Raw genomic sequence first — 19,572 nt, 5'->3', positions numbered from 1 at the left:
TCGCGCCTAGGGACTAGGTGCAGATGAACGGCCACAAATTGTGACCATTGGATGAAATTAACATGAAGTTAATGCCTCGTGTCAAGCGTGAATCGGCGCTCGGCGACACCCTCAAATGACGGCTCCGGGGATTTGTTGGCCCTCGGTCCGGATTGCCCAACGGCAATCGACAGCGGTAGAGCCTGGCCGCTCGTGTGACAATCAGGCGCCAGAATCCCGATTGCGATTCCATATGAGAACGACTGCGCGCGCCCCCCAGGGCAATCTCTCGCCTCTCTCCCGCATCCGAAACATCATCGCCATCGGCTCGGGCAAGGGCGGGGTGGGCAAGTCCACCACCGCGGTCAACCTGGCCCTGGCGCTGGCCGCCGACGGCGCCCGCGCCGGGGTGCTCGATGCCGACGTCTACGGGCCCAGCGTGCCGATGATGCTGGGCCTGTCGGGGCGGCCGGACAGCCCGGACGGCAAGTCGATCGTCCCGATGCGCGCGCACGGCATCGAGGCGATGTCGATCGGGCTGCTGGTCGAGCAGGACACGCCGATGATCTGGCGCGGGCCGATGGCGACCTCGGCGCTGACCCAGCTGCTGAACGAGACCCTGTGGGGCGGCGAGGACGGCCTGGACTACCTGATCGTCGACCTGCCGCCCGGCACCGGCGACATCCAGCTGACGCTGGCGCAGAAGATCCCGGTCGCCGGCGCGATCATCGTCACCACGCCGCAGGACGTGGCCACGCTGGACGCGCGCAAGGCGCTGAAGATGTTCCAGAAGGTCGACGTGGCGGTGCTCGGGCTGATCGAGAACATGGCCCAGCACGTCTGCTCCAACTGCGGCCACGTCGAGCACCTGTTCGGCCAGGGCGGCGGCGAGCGCATGGCGGAGCAGTACGGCGTGCCGCTGCTGGGATCGCTGCCGCTGGAGGCCGGGATCCGCGAGCAGGGCGACGCCGGCACGCCGGTGGTCGCCGCGCAGCCGGACTCGGCGGCGGCGCAAGCCTACCATGGGGCCGCGCGCCGGCTGGTCGAGGAACTGGCGAAGCGGCCGCGCGCACCGATGCCGATCTCGGCGTCCCTGCTCTGACGGCCGGTCTACGCCGCCCTACAATGCCCAGCCCACAGCCGCAGTGAGGACGAACACCGCATGAGCATCAAGAGCGACCGCTGGATCCGGCGCATGGCCGAGAACGGCGGCATGATCGAGCCGTTCGAGCCGGGGCAGGTCAAGCATGCGGCCGACGGCGAGCGCATCGTCAGCTACGGCACCTCCAGCTACGGCTACGACGTGCGCTGCTCGCGCGAGTTCAAGGTGTTCACCAACATCAACTCGACGATCGTCGACCCGAAGCACTTCGATCCGGGCAGCTTCGTCGACGTCGAGGCGGACCAGTGCATCATTCCGCCGAACTCGTTCGCGCTGGCGCGCACCGTGGAGTTCTTCCGCATCCCGCGCGACGTATTGGTGGTGTGCCTGGGCAAGAGCACCTACGCGCGCTGCGGGATCATCGTCAACGTGACCCCGCTGGAACCGGAGTGGGAGGGCCACGTGACCCTGGAGTTCAGCAACACCACGCCGCTGCCGGCGCGCATCTACGCCAACGAGGGCGTGGCGCAGATGCTGTTCTTCCAGTCCGACGCGGACGACGTCTGCGAGACCTCGTACAAGGACCGGGGCGGCAAGTACCAGGGGCAGCGCGGGGTCACCCTGCCGCGGACCTGATCGGTCCTCGAGGCGCGGTATCTCTGACCCTGTCGGTGCGTGGGGCCGTTCCTGCGATGACGGATCGAGCCGGTTGCTTCGTGGGAGCGCGCCAGGCAGTCCCTTCCGCTACGACGGGGCTTGTCCCACCACGACGGAGAAGACGGCCTGGCGCGCTTCTGCCGGCCGCCGCATGCGAAACATGCGGGGTCGCGATCAGGACCAGAGCCACGCCGCGATCATCAACGCCAATGAGGACGCTGCGATCAGCTTGAGCAGCAGCGGCCAGGCGAACCTGAACCAACGCTCGTAAGGGATCCCCGCGACGCCGAGGATCGCCATCAGCACGAAATTGGTCGGGAAGAGCAGGCTCGTGAAACCGTCCCCGAACTGGAACGCCAGCACGGCGACCTGCCGTTCGACGCCGACCACATCGGCCAACGGGGCCATGATGGGCATCGTGACGAAGGCCTGTCCGGAACCGGATGGAATGAAGAAGTTGACGAACGCCTGCATCCCGAGCATGCCGACGGCCGCCAGCTCCGTGCCCATCCAGGTGAGCGGGATCGCCGCAAGGTGGACCAGGCTGTAAAGCACCTGTCCGTCCTCGAGGATCAGGGCAATGGCGCGGGCAAAGCCCACCAGGAGCGCAACCGCGGCCATTTCGGACGCGCCGGCAGCGAACGTTTTGGCGATGTCATCGAGTCCCAGGCGCGCAATCAGCCCCGCGGCCAGCGCGATGATCAGCCATATCGCCCCGAGCTCGGTCAGGTACCAGCCGCGGCTGGAGATGCCGTACACCATGGCCGCCAGTGCGACGAGCACCACCACGCCGATCGCCGCGTGGCGCCCGTCGACGGCCGGGTATTCCACGAGCGCGCGGTGCCGGGGGTCGTCCAGGTCCGCCACCAGGCTGGCGGACGGATCGGCGGCCACCTTGCGCGCGTAGCGCCAGACATGGTGCGCCGTAATCGCCACGAAGGGCAGGAACAGCGCGAGGCGGAAGCCGAGACCGGAAGCAGGTTCGATCCCGGCGATGTCCTGCGCCACCAGCACGGTGTAGGGGTTGGTCCATGCGATGCCGTAGCCGACGGCGAAGCCGCCGACCATCATGCCCATGGCGACCATCGCATCCAGGCGCATCGACGCGCACAGCGTGATCAGCACCAGGGCGAAGGGGATGTATTCGGGGGACAGCCCCAGGGTGGCGGAGCCCGCGGTGAAGGCGGCGGTGCCGAAGACGATCAGCAGTGCCGGATTGCGCCCGACGCGCCTGAGCAGCCAGCCCAGCGTCGCGTCGATGACGCCGGTGACGCGGAGCACCGCGATGGCGCCGCCCACGATCAGCAGGAAGAAGATGATCGCCTGTGCGTCGGCGAGCGCACGCGGAACCGCGGTGAACAGCACCAGCGGCGAAAGCCATACCCGCTCCTCGTGGACCTGGTAGCTGCCGGGCACCACCACCATCCGGCCCATGTCGTTGGGCGTGGTCTGGAAACTGCCCTGCGGCAGCAGCCACGTGGAGACCAGGGCCGCGACCATGATGCAGAACAACAGGACGAGCGTGTTGGGGATCCGCAAGCGTCGGGTCATGGGCGGCCGCGGCTCAAGGGTCGACAGGTGCCGGGAGCAGCGTCACAACGTGGCCGCGGCGCGCGCGGCTTCGTTGTAGATTCCCGACATCGCGCGCAACCGGGACGCGACCAGTGAAATCGCCTCCTCGTTGATGCCGCTCTCCTTGATGCTCTCGACCAGAAGTTGTTCCCTGACTTCCTTGTACGCGTCGCAGAAGGCAATGCCCTTGTCGGTCGCTTCGATCAGCTTTTCCTTGCCGGAGCGCTGGCTGCGCACCAGTTCGGCCGCCTCGAGCTTGCGCACGGCATAGTTGACGATGTGCGCATCCTCGATGTGCAGGACCAGCATGATGTCGATGAACCGCTTCGGCCGCTGGCGGTGGCGGACCGTGTGAAGGACCAGCACTTCCACCGGCGTCAGCTGCGCGCCGGCGGCAGCGGCGCATCTGACGATCCAGCGCTGGAAGGAGGCGGACACCAGCGTGAGGCTGAATTCGAGTTCCGACAGGGCCGGCATCCCGCCTTCCGCGAGATGGGCCGAGGAAACGATGGGCTTCGATGCGCGTGCCATGGGGTGGACTCCAGAGAAGGATAGTGTTGACAATTTATAGATAAATTGCAATTAATCTTTCGAAACAGGCTGGGAGGCATGTCTGAAAGTTCCATTTCCATCTTAGGGGTCCGTGCCGGCGTTGTCGTGTTCGCCGTCCGCCCGGCGTTGCCTGCCCATGTATTCCGCCGTGTGGTGTGTGTCCCGGAAGCGCCGCCTCCCGATGGCCGCCCCGATCCGTGTCCGTGTAGCGGGACACGCGGGTGATCCCCAATGCATGGTGCGCTCCACGGCGCTGCCGTTAATGTCCTTCTGCTGCTTCCAGAGGCTCCAGAACCAATGCTAGGAACGCGTTCTTCCGCTCGATTCATCGCAAGCCTCGCGGCAGCGCCGCTCGCCCACGTGACGCTCGAGTATCCGAACAAGCTCGACCATGTCATGGGGTCGGCCGCGGACGTCCGCAGTCCCCGCCAGTTGCACCCGGTCTTCTTCGGAAGCTTCGACTGGCATTCGTGCGTGCATGGATGGTGGACGATGTTCACCGCATTGCGGCTGCATCCAGAGGGGGCCCACGCGCCGGCCATACGCGCGCTTGCCGACGAGATACTCACGCCCACCCACGTCGCGGGCGAGCTGGACTACCTGCGCCGGCCGGAGAGTGCCGGCTTCGAGCGTCCCTACGGCTGGGCGTGGCTGCTGATGCTGGCCGCCGAGCTGCATCGCCACCGAACGCCGGATGCCGGCCGCTGGGCGGACGCGCTCTCGCCGCTGGTCCAGGCCTTCGTCGGGCGTTTCCGCCGCTTTCTTCCCGGCTCGCCGTACCCGGTGCGGGCCGGCGTGCACACCAACACGGCGTTCGCGCTGCGGCTGGCCCTCGAGTATGCCGAGACGGTGGGCGACCATGGCTTCGTCGATCTCTGCCGCGCGAAGGCGCTGGAGTGGTACGGCGACGACCGCCAAGGTGCCGTGCGGGAGCCGTCGCAGGACGATTTCCTTTCGCCGACCCTGATCGAAGCCGAATGCATGCGCAAAGCGCTCCACCCGGAAGCCTTCGCCGCCTGGTTCGACGCGTTCCTGCCTGCGCTGGACGCGGCGCCGGCGCTGCTCGTTCCGCCGTCGGTGACCGACCGCGCCGACGGCAAGATCGGGCACCTGGACGGGCTGAGCCTGAGCCGCGCGTGGTGCTGGAAGCAGTTGGCCGGGGCCATGCCCGCCGACGATCCGCGCCGGGCGCCGGCGCTGCAGGCGGCCGAGTGCCACCTGGACGCGGCACTGCCGCATATGGACGACGACTACATGGGCCAGCACTGGCTGGCCAGTTTCGCGCTGCTCGCGCTGGCCGATGGGCGCGAGGCGGCGGCATGAGCGGCTGGCAGTTCTGGATCGACCGTGGCGGCACGTTCACCGATATCGTGGCGCGCAGCCCCGAGGGCGAGATGTCCACGGCCAAGGTGCTGAGCGAGAACCCCGGCCGTTACGCGGATGCGGCGACCGCGGGCATCCGCACCGTGCTGGGCCTGCCGCTCGATGCGCCCCTGCCGGAAGACGCCATCGACCAGGTCAAGATGGGCACGACCGTCGCCACCAACGCACTGCTCGAGCGCAAGGGTGCGCGCACGCTGCTGCTGGTCGATCGCGGTTTCGCCGATCTCCTCACGATCGGCCATCAGGCGCGGCCGCGCCTGTTCGATCTCGATATCCGCTTGCCGGAACCGCTGTTCGAGGCGGTGGAGGAAGTCGGCGGCCGCGTCGGCATCGACGGCGCGACGCGCGAACCGCTCGACGAACCCGCAACCGTCGCGATGCTGCGGCGCCGCCGCGCGGAAGGTTTCGAGGCCGTCGCCATCGCCATGGCGCACGCATGGAAGTACCCGCAGGCGGAACGGCGCCTGGTCGCGCTCGCGCGCGCGGCGGGGTTCACGCAGGTCTCGGCGAGCCATGCGGTCAGCCCGCTGGTCGGGCTGGTGTCGCGCGGGCGCACGACGGTCGTGGACGCCTATCTGTCCCCGGTATTGCGCCGCTACGTCGACCGCATCTCCACGGAGCTGGGCGACACGCCGCTCTACTTCATGCAGTCCAACGGTGGCCTGGCGCGGGCCGACGACTTCCAGGGCAAGGACGCCATCCTGTCCGGCCCAGCCGGTGGCGTGGTCGGCGCCGCGCGTACCGCCGAAACCGCGGGAGAGAACAAGATCATCGCCTTCGACATGGGCGGGACGTCCACGGACGTGACCCTCTACGCGGGCGCGTTCGAGCGCGTGCTCGATACCGAGGTCGCCGGCGTGGAAATGCGCATTCCCATGATGGCGATCGAAACCGTCGCCGCGGGCGGCGGTTCGATCCTGCACTTCGACGGCGCACGGTTCCGGGTCGGCCCGGACAGCGCCGGCGCCGATCCCGGGCCCGCCGCCTATCGCCGGGGCGGGCCGCTGACCGTCACCGACGCGAACGTGATGTGCGGGAAGATCGCGGCGGCGCATTTCCCCGCGATCTTCGGCCCCAGCGGCGACGAGCCGATCGACGAGGCGATCGTGAAGCGCAGGTTCCAGGCGCTGGCCGAGGCGATCGGCGACGGTCGTGGGCCGCACGAGGTGGCGGAAGGTTTCCTGAAGATCGCGGTCGCCAACATGGCCGCCGCGATCAAGCGCCTGGCGCTCGAGCGCGGCGAGAATGCAGCGGAATTCACCCTGCAGTGCTTCGGCGGCGCGGGTGGCCAGCACGCCTGCCTGGTTGCCGACGAACTGGGGATGAGCCGGATCCTGATCCACCCGTTCGCAGGCGTGCTGTCCGCCTACGGCATGGGGCTGGCGGACGAGACGGCGACCCGCCAGCAGGCCGTCGAGCTGCCGCTGGAAGCGCCGGAATCGCTGGCCACGGAGGTCGACAGGCTGGTGTCGCAAGCCCGGTCGCAGCTGAATCACGGCGGGGACGAGGCCGAGGTCGTGGTGTCGGTCTCGGCGCAGTTGCGTTACGCCGGAACCGACACCGCGCTGGGCGTGCCGTTCGGACCGGTCGATGCGATGCGCCAGGACTTCGAGTTGGCGCACATGCGCCGGTTCGGCTTCACGACGCCGGACCGGGACCTAGTGGTGGAAAGCCTGGTGGCCGAAGCCGTCCGGCCGGGGGCCACGCCACGCGCGACCGTGCGCGTTGCAGTGGACGAAGCATCCCCGATCGACCACGTGAAGCTGTGGGCCGACGGCAGAATGCACGACGCGCGCGTCTACGAACGCAGCGCCCTTCCGGCAGGCCCCCGGATCCCGGGGCCGGTCCTCATCCGCGAGTCCATCGCCACCACCGTCGTCGAGCCCGGGTGGACCGCCGAGATCCTCGCCGGAGGCGAGCTGCTGCTGGCGCGCTCCGAGCCCAAGGCGTCCAGCGTGGCGGCGGCGGACAAGGCCGATCCGGTGCTGCTCGAGCTCTTCAACAACATCTTCATGGGGATCGCCGAGCAGATGGGGGCGGTTCTGCGGAACACGTCGATCAGCGTCAACATCAAGGAACGGCTGGACTTCTCCTGCGCGGTGTTCGATCCGAGCGGCGCCCTGGTCGCGAATGCGCCGCACGTTCCCGTGCATCTCGGCGCGATGAGCGACAGCGTCCGGGCGGTCATCGCAAGCCGCGGCCGGGACCTGCGGCCGGGGGATGCGGTCGCGCTCAACAATCCCTACAACGGCGGCACGCACCTGCCGGACATCACCGTGATCACGCCCGTGTTCGACGACGACGGGCGCGATATCCGGTTCTTCGTGGCCAACCGCGGGCATCACGCCGACATCGGCGGGCTGACGCCGGGGTCGACGCCCCCCGACTCGAGGACGCTGGAGGAGGAAGGCGTCGTGATCGACGACTTCCTGCTCGTCGAGGGAGGCCGGTTCCGCGAGCAGGCGTTCCGGGATCTGCTTGCCGCACCTCGTTGGCCCGCGCGCAGCCCCGACATCAACGTAGCGGACATCAAGGCGCAGCTGGCGGCGAACGAGGCCGGCGTCCGCGAGCTGGCGGGCCTGGTTGCGCGATACGGGTGGGACACCGTGTCTGCGTACATGGGCCACGTGATGGCCAACGCGGAGGAAAGCATCCGCTGCGTCATCGACCGCATCGGCGACGGCAGCTTCGAGTACACGATGGACAACGGTGCGCCGCTCAAGGTCTCGGTGCGCGTGGACAAGCGGGCCCGCGAGGCGACCATCGATTTCACCGGCACCGGCCCCGAGGACGAGGGCAACTTCAACGCACCGCCGTCGGTCACCCGCGCGGCGGTCCTGTACAGCTTCCGCTGCCTGGTGGGCGACGATCTTCCGCTCAACGAGGGGTGCCTGGCGCCGCTGCGCATCGTCCTGCCCGAGTCGAGCTTCCTGTCTCCCTCCTACGGCCGGGCCGTCGTGGCCGGCAACACCGAGGTCAGCCAGGCCGTGTGCAACGCGTTGCTCGGCGCACTCGGTGCGGCCGCCTGCTCCCAGAGCACGATGAACAACTTCCTGTTCGGCGCCGATGAGTACCAGTACTACGAAACCATCTGCGGCGGTGCGGGCGCGGGGCCGGGTTTCGCGGGCGCCGATGCGGTGCACACCCACATGACCAACACCCGCATCACCGATCCGGAAGTGCTGGAGCTGCGGTATCCCGTCCGCCTGGAACGGTTCTCGGTGCGCCGCGGATCCGGTGGCGAAGGCCGATGGCGCGGTGGCGACGGCGTGGTCCGGGCGTTGCGTGTCCTGGAGCCGATGGTCATGACATTCGTCGGTTCGCGCCGGACCCAGGGGCCTTTCGGCCTCGCCGGCGGAGCAACGGGAACGCCCGGGGATCAATGGATCGAGCACGCTTCCGGGTCGACCACCCGCCTGGGTGGCGTCGCCAGCGCCGCGCTCCGGGAAAACGACCTGATCGTCATCGAAACGCCCGGCGGCGGCGGATATGGCGCTGGCGATGCGCCCTCCGATGCAGGCACTGATATGCCGCAGTCGGCCCGTCCGGCGTCCTGACACCACGCGATCCGGCCCGCAGAAGCGGCCCTATACAGCATTTGTATGAAATTAGTTGACAAATTATAGATGTTTTACTAAAAGAATCATGACGTGTGTGTCGGGAGGGACATGTGCGGACTTGCAGATCCATCCATCGCCGCACCCCACGGCCACGCCCGCAGCCCAAGGGGTGCCTGGCTGATCCAGTGGCGGGCGCGTGCGGCCCCGTGCCCGCTTTTCCGGTCGACCGACGTCTGCGGCCTTTTTCTGCCGCACGTCCTTTTCCTCTTGTTCCGGCGCGTTCCGCCGGTTCGTCTCTGCCCACCCGCTCCACGAAACTTCAAACGAAGGGGTGTCCCAATGAACACGAACAAGTGCGACGGTAGAACGGCTGTCCTGGGAGGGATCGCCGTCGTGGTGCTGCAATGCGGCGCCGCCCAGGCACAGGAGGCCGAAGCCGAACAGGAAGTCCCGTCCAGGACGGTCGCCACGGAACTGGATACGGTCACGGTGACCGCGCTGCACCGCGAAAAGCCGCTTCAGGAGGTCCCGGTTGCCATCAGCGTGCTCGAGGCCGATGCCATCCGCGCGAAGGGCGCCCAGGATTTCCGCGACTATCTGACCACTGTTCCCGGCGTGAACTTCACCCAGGGCAACCTTGGCGGGATGCGCGTGACGATCCGCGGCATTTCCGACGGCGTCGGCGCGACCAATCCGCTGGCCGGGATCTATATCGACGAGACGCCCGTCTCGGAGACGTTCGGCGCGACGTTCGATCCGGACATCTACGACGTCGACCGGGTCGAGGTGCTCAAGGGACCGCAGGGAACGCTCTACGGCTCGGGATCGATGGGCGGCACGGTCCGCGTCATCGGCCGCCAGCCGCAGCTGGACTGGGTCGAGGGGAGCGTTTCGGCCACGGTCTCCGACGTCAGCCATGGCGGAACCGGCGGGCGCGTGGACGGCGTGGTCAACGTGCCGCTGGTCGACAACCTGATGGCGCTCCGGGTGTCGGCCGGGTACCGTGAGGACGCCGGCTGGATCGACGACGTGGTGCGCGGCGAGAAGGACGGCAACACCATCGAGAAGCGGAACCTCCGCGCGCAACTGCTGTTGCAGCCGGCCGAGGAAACCTCGATCACCACGGGCTTCATGTACCAGAAGGAGGACCTCGGGTTCCCCTGGCACGACGACTTCGCCTACGGCGATTACCAGACCGGCCGCGTCTTCCGGCCGTGGGGGGCTGCCGATTCGCGGCTCCTGAGCTTGACGGTGCGGCAGGACTGGGACCGCATGGCGCTGGTGTCGGCGACCAACTACCTGACCAACGACAGCATCTCCACCCTCGATTCCACGGCGAGCCTCAGTGGCCCGATCTCCGCCATGACCGGCGTGACCATGGGCGACGACGAAGGCGTGGGCGTGCGCAGCGACAGCCATCTCGCCCAGTTCACCCAGGAAGTGCGCCTGTCGTCTTCCGGCGCCAATCGCGTCGACTGGCTGCTGGGCGGCTTCTATTCGAACGCGGAGACCGATTTCAACCAGGTCTTCGACTTTTCGCAGGCGCCCAGCGTCGAAGCCGTCGCCAGCGGCGCGTCGTTCTACACATCGAACCAGAAGTACGAGACCCGCCAGCTCGCCGCATTCGGCGAGTTGACGCTGAACGCAACCGAGAGGCTGTCGCTGACGGCCGGGCTGCGCGCCTTCGACGTGAACCAGAGAAACCTCACACATTCGGACGGCATCTTCAACGGCGGCGAAAGCCTGGTGAACCAGGAGGCGGACAACTCGTCGTCCACCGCCAAGTTCATGGTGGCCTACCAGGCCGACCGCGATCACCTGCTCTTCGCGCAGGCCGTCCAGGGCTACCGCAACGGCGGCCCCACCGGCAACGTGCCCCTGGCCGCCTGCGGCGACGCCCTCGCGGAGGCGGGTTACGACAGCGTGCCGAACGCCTACGGGCCCGACAGGTTGTGGAACTACGAGGTCGGCTCGAAGAACACCCTGATGGACGGCCGTTTACGGCTGAACGGCTCGGTCTTCTATCTCGACTGGAGCGAAATCCAGAGCACGATCAGCCTGGCCTGCGGGTTCTCGTTCGTGACCAATGCCGGGCGCGCCCGCAGCAAGGGCGCAGAACTGGACGTCTCGCTGATGCCGCTCGCGGGCCTCGCGCTGGGCGCGTCCGCCTCTTACGTCGACGCCCGGATCACCGAGGTGGCGCCGGGCGTGGTGGCTGCCGAAGACGATCCGCTGCCGCTGTCGTCGAAGTGGTCGTGGAACGCCCACGTCCAGTACGAGCGCGACTTGAGCCGGGGGTTGAACGGATTCGTCCGCGCCGAAGTGAATCATGTCGGCGACCGCTGGAGCGGTTTCCGCGCCGCGGCCAACAGCCGGTTGATGGACGATTACACCCTCGTCAGCGCCAGGGTCGGCGTGCGTCGGGACAACTGGTCCGTCGCGCTGTTCGCGACCAATCTCACCGATGAACGCTATGCGATCAACCATGGCACCAACTACGAGGTCATGGGGCGCCCCAGGACCGTGGGCGTCACCGTCAGCACGGAATTCTGATGCGCCGCGTGCGCATGTCGCAGGCGCAATGGCGTCCGCGCGGGCAGTCGAAACCGCTATCGAGGGGAAACAAGATGAGGGCAACGGTGCTTCTTCTGGGCGCGACGCTGTCGCTGGCCGCGGCAACGGCGGCGGCTTCCCCGGTCCCGGGGCCACAGCGCCCGCTGACCTCGCCGGAGCGGGTGGAGTCTCCTTCCGACCCGGCGGCAGTGCCGGTTCCGCTTGCCGACCTGTTCGCTTCCTTCCAGGGAAGAGGGGCGGTCTGGTCGAAGGACGGGCAGGCCATCGTCTACCTGAGTACGCAGGGCGGGGCGCTGAACTTCTGGCGCCAGGCCCTGGACGGTTCCGAAGCGGAGCAGGCCAGTGACTTTCCCGGCGCGAAAAGCGCGTTCCGGCTGGCGCCCGATGGCCAGCATGTCGTCTATCAGGCGGATGTCGGCGGGCGCGCCATCCACGACCTGTACCTGGTCGGCCTGGAGCCGGATGCCGAGCCGGTCAACCTGACGTCCACCCCCGACGTCAACGAACTCCATCCGCTGTTCTCCTCCGATGGACGCTGGCTGGCGTTCTCCGCGCGGGAGGCCACCGGGTCCAACGACAACCTCAGCGTCATGGACAGGCGCAGCGGCGAACGCCGCCAGCTGACCCACGAGTCCGTGTCGGGCGTGCATTGGGCGCCGGTCGCCTTCTCCGCGGACGGGGGCACGCTCATCGCCAACCGCTACGACTACAGCATGGAGTTCGGGGAGGTGTTCAGCGTCGACCCCGAAACCGGCCGGATGACCCGGCTGACGGCGTCGGACACGTATGCCTCCGCGAGCGACGTGACGCCTGACGGGACCCGCGTCGCCATCGCCATGGACGCGGGCGAGGGCGTACGCAACGCGGCCGTCCTGGATATCCAGGACGGGGATTCCGTCCTGCTCATGCCCAGCGAGTGGGAGCAGAAGACGACGGACATCTCGCCCGATGGCCGCAACCTCCTGTTCGTCACCAACGAGAACGGACGCGAGGTGGTCCACCTGTACGACCTGGAGGACGGTGGAAGCCGCCGCCTGCCGCTGCCGGAGGGCGTCAATGCCGCCGGTGGCTACGTGGCGACGCTGCCGACCTTCTCGCCGGATGGCCGCCATGTCCTGTTCCCGCATGGTTCCGGTTCCACGCCCCTGGACTACTGGGTCCACGATATCGAGGCGGACCGCGCACGCCGGCTGACCGGATTCGGCGGGCTGCAGGGGCACGTGCTCCCGAAGACGTCGATCGTCAACTACACCAGCTTCGACGGCACCGTCATCAGCGCCGTGATGTGGATGCCCTACAACCTCGAGCGCAATGGACAGGCCCCCGCGGTCATCGTTGCGCACGGCGGGCCGACGGGGCAGATGATGGACGCGTTCCACCCCGCGTCGGTCGCGCTGGCGTCGCGCGGCTACGTGGTGCTGGCGCCGAATTTCCGCGGCTCCACCGGCTACGGCCAGGCCTTCATGCAGGCGAACCAGATGGACCTGGGCGGCGGCGACCTCGAGGATCTCGTCGCCGGCGTCGACTTCCTGGCGCGGACCGGGTACGTGGATCCGGACCGGGTCGGCATCCACGGCGGATCCTACGGCGGCTACATGGTGCTGATGGCGCTGGCGAAAACCGATGTATTCGCCGCGGGCGTCGACATGTTCGGGATCGTCAACTGGCGCACCATGTGGGAGCGCGGCGCGCCCCAGAACCGGCGCTACCAGGCCGGCCTCGTCGGCGAGCCGGAGACGCACGCCGACGTCTACGACCGCTCCAGCCCGCTGACCCATCTCGATGGGCTGACCGCGCCGCTGCTCGTGTTGCAGGGGGAAAACGACCCCCTCGTGCCGGCGCACGAGTCGCGTCAGGTCATCGACTACCTGCGGGCGCGCGAGCGGCCGGTGGAGGCCCGGTTCTACGAGGAGGAAGGGCACGGCTTCGCCCAGCCGGAGAACCAGCGCGATGCGCTGGAGCGTGTCGTGGACTGGTTCGAGCGGCACCTGGGCACGTCCGCACCCGATTCCGGCGCGGAAGACCGGCCATGAAGCTCCTCGGTTGCTGTGGCGCGCTTGCGGCGCTGCTGGCGATCATCGCTCCCGTCGCCGCCCAACGGCCGGCGGTCACGGCCGAGATGGCGCCATACGTGCTCGACGACGCGGAGGTCTTCGCGCTGACCAACGCGCGGATCATCGATGGAAGCGGCGCGGCCCCGGTCGACGGGCAGACGGTCGTGCTGCGCGACGGCCTCATCGAGGCGGTGGGCGGCGCGGAGTCCGTGGAGATTCCCGCCGGCGCGCGCGTCCTCGACCTCGCGGGGAAAACCGTGCTTCCGGGGCTGGTGCAGTTGCACGAGCACCTGTGGACCTATGCCGGCGCACCGCTCAGCGTGCCGGTCACCTACCCGCGGCTCTATCTCGCGGGCGGGGTCACCTCCATCCGGACCGCGGGTTCCTACCACCCATACGCCGACCTGCGCGCGAAGCGGGACATCGACGCCGGGCGGGCGGTCGGGCCATGGATGGACCTGACGATCTACACGGCGGCACTGGCCACGCCCCCGCTCGAAACGCAGGCCGAGGTCGAGCGCTATCTCGGCTTCTGGCTGGATTCCGGCTTCACCTCGGTCAAGGTCTATTCCTACTCCGGGCCGGAGATGGTGCGCTGGATCGTGGATTCCGCCCGGTCGCGGGGCGCCAAGGTGATCGGCCACCTCTGCAATGTCAGCTACCGGCAGGCCGCGGAGATGGGGATCGACAACATCGAGCATGGGTTCGCGTTCACGCCCGACTTCGTGCCGGATATCGTCGAAGGCAAGGCCAAGGGGCGCGCCTGCGCGGAGTCGGCTCTCGCCAGCATGGACTTCGTCGACATCGACAGTCCCGAGGTCGACGCGCTCATCGCCGACCTCGTGGCGTCCGGCATCACGGTGACCTCCACCTTGCCCGCGCTCGAAGACCTCCTGCCGCAAGGCGGTTCCACCGCCGGCCACGACCTGCTGCCCGACTTCATGCGCGCCTATCACGCCGACTACCGGGACAAGGTCGAACGCGGCGAGGGGCTCGTGCTATCCGAAGACGCGCTCCGCAAGTCGATCGGCATCGAGCTCAAGTTCCTTCGGGCCGGCGGCCGGCTGGCTTCGGGGACCGACTCGACCGTCCCGTCGGGCGGCATCATCGCGGGCTACAGCGCAGCGCGCCAACTCGAGCTGATGGTCGAGAACGGCTTCTCGCCGCTCGAAGCCATCCGGGTGTCGACGCTGAACAGCGCGATCTCACTGGGGCGGGCCGACCTGGTGGGGACGGTTCAGGCGGGAAAGCAGGCGGATCTGCTCGTCGTCGATGGCGATCCGGCGACGAGGATCTCGGACGTCCGCAACGTCGAGATCGTATTCAAGCAAGGCATCGCCTACGATCCGCACGCCCTGCGCGAGTCGGTGCGCGGCAAGATCGGCATCCATTGACCTTGGGAAGGTCTGAAACAACTGCGCGTCATCCCCGCGAAGGCGGAGATCCAAGGACGTTAAGTCATTGAAAATAAACGTCCATGGGTTCCCGCCTTCGCGGGAACTACGATCAAAATCAGAGGTTCCCTTGGCTGGCGAAGCTGCGTCGGCTTGATGCAGCAGCGCCTCCTTCGCCCGGGCGTCCGGTCGTGAGGCCGGTCACCCCGGCAGCGCGTCGCGCAGGCGCGCCACCCGCTCGACCAGCGCCTCGGGCGTGTACGGCCGCGCCGCCACCCGGCCCCAGACCGGCGCCGGCCAGGCCGGATCGTGCTCGAAGCGCGCGATCGCGTGCACGTGCAGCTGCGGCACCATGTTGCCGAGCGCGGCCACGTTGAGCTTGTGCGGCCGGAACACCTCGCGCAGCAGGCGCGAGGTGCGGTCGATCTCGTCGACCAGCGCGTGGCGATGGTCCGGTGCCAGGTCGATCAGCTCGCGCGCGTCGGCGATGCGCGGCACCAGCACCAGCCAGGGATAGTTCGCATCGTCCATCAGCCGCAGTTCGCACAGCGGCAGCGACGCCAGCGGGTGGGTGTCGGCCGCCAGCTGCGGGTGCAGGGTGAAGCGGTCGGTAGTGGCGGGGGATCGGTTCATCATGTTTCGGCTGAACTCAACTCAGCGCCGAGGATGCAAGCAAAGCGCGGACACACCGCTCCCTCCACGCATGCAGGGAAGGTGCTGCTGGTTCGCGCTTGGGAACTCCGGTGATCCGCATCTGCCCGCTCCCTCCCCCGCTTGCGGGGGAGGGCTGGGGTGGGGGGAAGCCGGAGCCGGTGGTGTTTGGGCGCGAGGGAAGTTTCGAGTGTGCTGCTCTCGCACTACTCGATGCGATGCGGCGACTGCGAACAACGGGCTCCGTCCCCCCACCCCAACCCTCCCCCGTAAACGGGGGAGGGAGCTGGTTTCGGCAGATCGATCGAATGCGGAGCGCGTTCATCACGACAGCGCCTTCTCCAGGAACGCCAGCGTGCGCCGATGCGCCAGCGCGGCGCTCGGCGGGTGATAGTGGTTCGGGGCGACGTCGCGGTTGAAGCCGTGGCCGGCGCCTTCGTAGACGTGAATCTCGGCGTCGGGCAGGCGCTGGCGGTGGGCCTCGATGTCCGTCGCCGGGATCAAGCCGTCGTCGCCGCCGAAATGCAGCAGCAGCGGCGCCAGCGGCTGTTCCCCCTCCAGGAACGGCACCGTGCGCGCGCCGTAGTAGCTCACCGCCGGAAGCCCGAGCCGGGTGTTGGCGAGGAAGGCCACGCTGCCGCCCCAGCAGAACCCGATCGCCGCGACCTTGTGGCCCTCGGCCTGCAGCGGCAGCGCGGCGGCGGCGACCAACTGCACCGCGCGGTCGAACCCCAGGGCCGACGCCAGCTCGCGTCCGCGCGCGAACCCGTCCTCGCCATAGTCCAGTTCCACGTTGCGTTCCACCGGGTCGTACAGCGACGGCGCCAGCGCCACGTAGCCTTCGGCCGCGTAGCGCTCGACCACGCTGCGCATGTGCGTGTTGACGCCGAAGATCTCCTGGATCACCACGATCCCGCCGCGGGGGGCGCCGTGCGGCGGGTCCGCGCGCCAGCCGTCGATCGTGCCGTGCGCTGTCGCAATGGCGATGTCCCGGCCCATCGGCAAATCCCTTCCGCTGCGTCGGATCGATTCTAACGCCCGATCGCGAAGGCCGAGTGGAGGTGCCGCGGGCGCGCCCGGCTCTTCGTAGGAGCGCACCGCAGGGGCGCGATGCCGCGGGTGCTTGCAGGATCCGGTGGATGCGCGATTCCGGACCGGCAGGCGCGCCGGTGACCGGAATGCGCGGGCGGCGAAACGCCCGCGGTTTCGCGCCCCTGCGGTGCGCTCCTACGGTGGATTGCAGCGTCGGTGTGGGGCGCCGCGGCATCGCACTAGGGATCCGCTGCGATCGGCCTCAGCCGCGATCCTCGAACAGGAATGCGCAGGCGGCGAAACGCCCGCGGTTTCGCGCCCCTGCGGTGCGCTCCTACGGTGGATCGCAGCGTCCGTGCGGCGCGCGCGGTATCGCACCAGGATCCGTCGCGATCGGCCTCAGCCGCGGTCCTCGAACAGTTCGCGGCCGATCAGCATGCGGCGGATCTCGTTGGTGCCGGCGCCGATCGCGTACAGCTTGGCGTCGCGCAGGATGCGGCCGGTCGGGTACTCGTTGATGTAGCCGTTGCCGCCCAGCGACTGGATCGCCTCCAGCGCCACCTGCACCGCGGCCTCGGTGGCCTGCAGCAGGCAGGCGGCGGCGTCGATGCGCGACCGGTGGCCGGCGTCGTAGTCGCGCGCCACCTGGTAGGCGAACGCGCGCGAGGCCTGCAGCGCGGTGTACATGTCGGCCAGCTTGGCCTGCATGATTCCGAACGTGCCGATCGGCGCGTCGAACTGCCGCCGCTCGCGCACGTAGGGCAGGGTGATGTCGAGGGCCGATTGCATCAGCCCCAGCGGCCCGCCGGTCAGCACCAGGCGCTCGGTGTTGAGGCCGCGCATCAGCACGCGCACGCCCTGGTGCACCTCGCCCAGCACGTTCTCGTCGGGGATCTCGCAGTCCTCGAACACCAGCTCGCAGGTGTTGGAGCCGCGCATGCCCAGCTTGTCCAGCTTCTGCGCGGTCTTGTAGCCGGGCATGCCCTTCTCGACGATGAAGGCGGTCATGCACTGGCTGCCCGCGTCCTTGCCGGCGGTGCGCATGTAGACCACCAGCACGTCGGCCTCGGGGCCGTTGGTGATCCACATCTTGCTGCCGTTGGCGATCCACTTGTCGCCCTTCTTCTCCGCGCGGCAGCTCATCGAACCCACCACGTCGGAGCCGGCGCCCGGCTCGCTCATCGCCAGCGCGCCCTTCCATTCGCCGCTGCACAGCTTCGGCAGGTACTTCCCGCGCTGCGCCTGGTTGCCGTTGGCGTACAGGTTGGACACGCACAGGTTGGAGTGCGCGCCGTAGCTCAGCCCCACCGAACCGGAAGCGCGCGAGATCTCCTCCATCGCCACCAGGTGGGCGAGGAACCCCATTCCGCTGCCGCCGAACTCGTCCGGCACCGTCATCCCCAGCAGCCCCATCTCGCCGAGCTTCGGCCACAGGTCCTGCGGGAATGCGTTCTCCCGATCAATCGCCTCGGCCCGCGGCGCGATCTCCGCCTCGGCAAAGCGGCGGACGGCGTCGCGCAACGCGTCGATCTCTTCGCCTAACGGAAACGCACGCATGGACTACTCCGTGATCGATGATTTCAGCAGTCGGCTTTGTAGCCCCTCTCCCTTCGGGGCGACAGCGTACAGCTTGCGCGCCATTGGCGCGCGTGCGCTGGAGCGCCCGTGCCGCTGGCACGGGCCGGGGCGCGGAGCGGGGGTTGGGGTGAGGGTACGGCGAAGTCGCGATGGTTCAAACCTCTGCCGCTTCGCCGTACCCTCATCCGGCCCTCCGGGCCACCTTCTCCCAAAGGGAGAAGGGAAACGCATCTGCCCCCTTCAAGCTGCGCACGCTTTGACGGCCTCTTGAGGGGTTCTGCTCGGCGAGTGGATGGTGGCCGGGATTCGCTCTTGTCGAATCCCGAATCCCGAATCACCAATCACGGCGCCCAATCAATGCCCGCGAACGCGCCCCTGGAAACGCGGCGCCGCGCGGCCCAGCGGCAGCTTCAGCTTGCCGATGATCTCGATCCGCTCCTCGGCCAGGCGGTCGGCGGCCTTGTAGGTGGGGATGCGGTCGCGCTCGGAGATCTCGAAGATGCGGGTCAGGTTGTGGTAGATCGTCCGCATCATGCGCATCGCGCGCTCGCGGTTGTAGCCGTCGATCTCCAGCGACACGTTCATCACGCCGCCGGCGTTGACCGCGTAGTCCGGCGCGTACAGGATCCCGCGCTTCTGCACCTCGTCGCCGATCTCGTTGGTCGCCAGCTGGTTGTTGGCGGCGCCGCAGATCACCTTGGCCTTCAGGCGCGGCAGGGTGTCCTCGTTGACGGTGCCGCCCAGCGCGCACGGCGAGTACACGTCGGCGTCGACGTCGTAGATGTCGTCCAGGCCCACCGCCTCGGCGCCGTACTCGCTCACCGCGCGGTCCACCCGCTCCTTGTTGATGTCGGTGACGAAGATCTTCGCGCCGCGCTCCTTGAGCAGCTTCACGAACTCGATGCCGACGTGGCCCAGGCCCTGCACCGCGTAGCTGTACTTGCCGACCTCCTCGTCGCCGAACTTCTTGTTCAGCGACGCCATCAGGCCCTGCAGCGTGCCGTAGGCGGTGAACGGCGACGGATCGCCGGAACCGCCGTGCACCTGGTGCACGCCGGTCACGTACTCGGTCTCGCGGTACACGAACTCCATGTCGTTGACGTCGATGCCCACGTCCTCGGCGGTGATGTAGCGCCCGCCCAGCGACTCGACGAACTGGCCGAACGCGCGGAACAGCGCCTCGGACTTGTCGCTGGCCGGATCGCCGATGATCACCGCCTTGCCGCCGCCGATGTTCAGGCCCGCCACCGCGTTCTTGTAGGTCATGCCGCGCGACAGGCGCAGCACGTCGTTCAGCGCCTCCTGCTCGCTCTTGTACGGCCACATGCGGGTGCCGCCCAGCGCCGGGCCCAGCACCGTGTTGTGGATCGCGATGATGGCCTTCAGGCCCGCGTCCTTGTTGTGGCAGAACACGACCTGCTCGTGGCCGTAGGTGTCGAGGTGTTCGAAAATCATCGCAAACTCCGCTGCGGCGAGGATTCGCT

The 19,572-nt window shown here is 68.3% G+C and carries 13 protein-coding genes; 7 read left to right on the top strand and 6 right to left on the bottom strand.

Annotation, left to right across the window (positions count from 1 at the left end; genetic code table 11):
- The first annotated feature begins 115 nt into the window (after positions 1-115).
- Together apbC and dcd are read left to right on the top strand one after the other, a co-directional pair.
- Complete coding sequence (gene apbC / locus U3649_RS15365; RefSeq protein WP_407352179.1) at positions 116-1,081, top strand: iron-sulfur cluster carrier protein ApbC; 966 nt, start codon at positions 116-118, stop codon at positions 1,079-1,081.
- Positions 1,082-1,141: 60 nt separating this feature from the next.
- Positions 1,142-1,717 (top strand): dCTP deaminase, encoded by a 576-nt coding sequence (gene dcd, locus U3649_RS15360; protein WP_407352178.1) that lies wholly within the window; start codon positions 1,142-1,144, stop codon positions 1,715-1,717.
- A 195-nt stretch (positions 1,718-1,912) separates the two neighbouring features.
- Here dcd and U3649_RS15355 read toward each other — a convergent pair whose 3' ends face one another.
- The gene (locus U3649_RS15355; RefSeq protein ID WP_407352177.1) at positions 1,913-3,289 is read right to left on the bottom strand and encodes a YfcC family protein; all 1,377 of its coding nucleotides are present in this window, start codon (positions 3,287-3,289) and stop codon (positions 1,913-1,915) included.
- Between the two features lie 42 nt (positions 3,290-3,331).
- Positions 3,332-3,892 (bottom strand): winged helix DNA-binding protein, encoded by a 561-nt coding sequence (locus U3649_RS15350; RefSeq protein WP_407352176.1) that lies wholly within the window; start codon positions 3,890-3,892, stop codon positions 3,332-3,334.
- Positions 3,893-4,093: 201 nt separating this feature from the next.
- Between U3649_RS15350 and U3649_RS15345 the strand changes: the two genes are divergently transcribed.
- The 5 genes from U3649_RS15345 (at position 4,094) to U3649_RS15325 (ending at position 14,827) form a co-directional block, all read left to right on the top strand.
- Complete coding sequence (locus tag U3649_RS15345; RefSeq protein ID WP_407352175.1) at positions 4,094-5,185, top strand: DUF2891 domain-containing protein; 1,092 nt, start codon at positions 4,094-4,096, stop codon at positions 5,183-5,185.
- The gene (locus U3649_RS15340) at positions 5,182-8,802 is read left to right on the top strand and encodes a hydantoinase B/oxoprolinase family protein (RefSeq protein ID WP_407352174.1); all 3,621 of its coding nucleotides are present in this window, start codon (positions 5,182-5,184) and stop codon (positions 8,800-8,802) included. The genes U3649_RS15345 and U3649_RS15340 overlap by 4 nt, the downstream gene beginning before the upstream one ends.
- A 342-nt stretch (positions 8,803-9,144) precedes the next feature.
- The gene (locus U3649_RS15335; protein WP_407352173.1) at positions 9,145-11,358 is read left to right on the top strand and encodes a TonB-dependent receptor; all 2,214 of its coding nucleotides are present in this window, start codon (positions 9,145-9,147) and stop codon (positions 11,356-11,358) included.
- Between the two features lie 74 nt (positions 11,359-11,432).
- A complete protein-coding gene (locus tag U3649_RS15330) occupies positions 11,433-13,412 on the top strand; it encodes a prolyl oligopeptidase family serine peptidase (protein WP_407352172.1) in 1,980 nt (659 codons plus the stop codon).
- Positions 13,409-14,827, top strand: coding sequence for an amidohydrolase family protein (locus U3649_RS15325; RefSeq protein WP_407352171.1), 1,419 nt, complete (start codon positions 13,409-13,411; stop codon positions 14,825-14,827). Before U3649_RS15330 ends, U3649_RS15325 begins: the two co-directional genes overlap by 4 nt.
- A 201-nt stretch (positions 14,828-15,028) precedes the next feature.
- Here U3649_RS15325 and U3649_RS15320 read toward each other — a convergent pair whose 3' ends face one another.
- From U3649_RS15320 to U3649_RS15305, 4 genes are all read right to left on the bottom strand, one after another.
- Entirely contained in the window at positions 15,029-15,463 is a 435-nt protein-coding gene (locus U3649_RS15320) for an HIT domain-containing protein (protein WP_407352170.1), read from the bottom strand.
- Positions 15,464-15,802: 339 nt separating this feature from the next.
- Positions 15,803-16,477, bottom strand: coding sequence for a dienelactone hydrolase family protein (locus tag U3649_RS15315; protein ID WP_407352169.1), 675 nt, complete (start codon positions 16,475-16,477; stop codon positions 15,803-15,805).
- 432 nt (positions 16,478-16,909) lie between these two features.
- Complete coding sequence (locus tag U3649_RS15310; RefSeq protein ID WP_407352168.1) at positions 16,910-18,067, bottom strand: isovaleryl-CoA dehydrogenase; 1,158 nt, start codon at positions 18,065-18,067, stop codon at positions 16,910-16,912.
- A gap of 375 nt (positions 18,068-18,442) precedes the next feature.
- Positions 18,443-19,543: a Glu/Leu/Phe/Val dehydrogenase dimerization domain-containing protein gene (locus U3649_RS15305; RefSeq protein WP_407352167.1), complete on the bottom strand. Its 1,101-nt coding sequence runs from the start codon at positions 19,541-19,543 to the stop codon at positions 18,443-18,445.
- Between the last annotated feature and the right edge of the window lie 29 nt (positions 19,544-19,572).

Origin of the sequence: Luteimonas sp. R10 (assembly GCF_045689605.1) — a bacterium.
Classification (GTDB): Bacteria; Pseudomonadota; Gammaproteobacteria; order Xanthomonadales; family Xanthomonadaceae; genus Luteimonas.
Note: the sequence above shows the minus strand (reverse complement) of the source record. Positions and strands in the feature narration are given on the sequence as shown.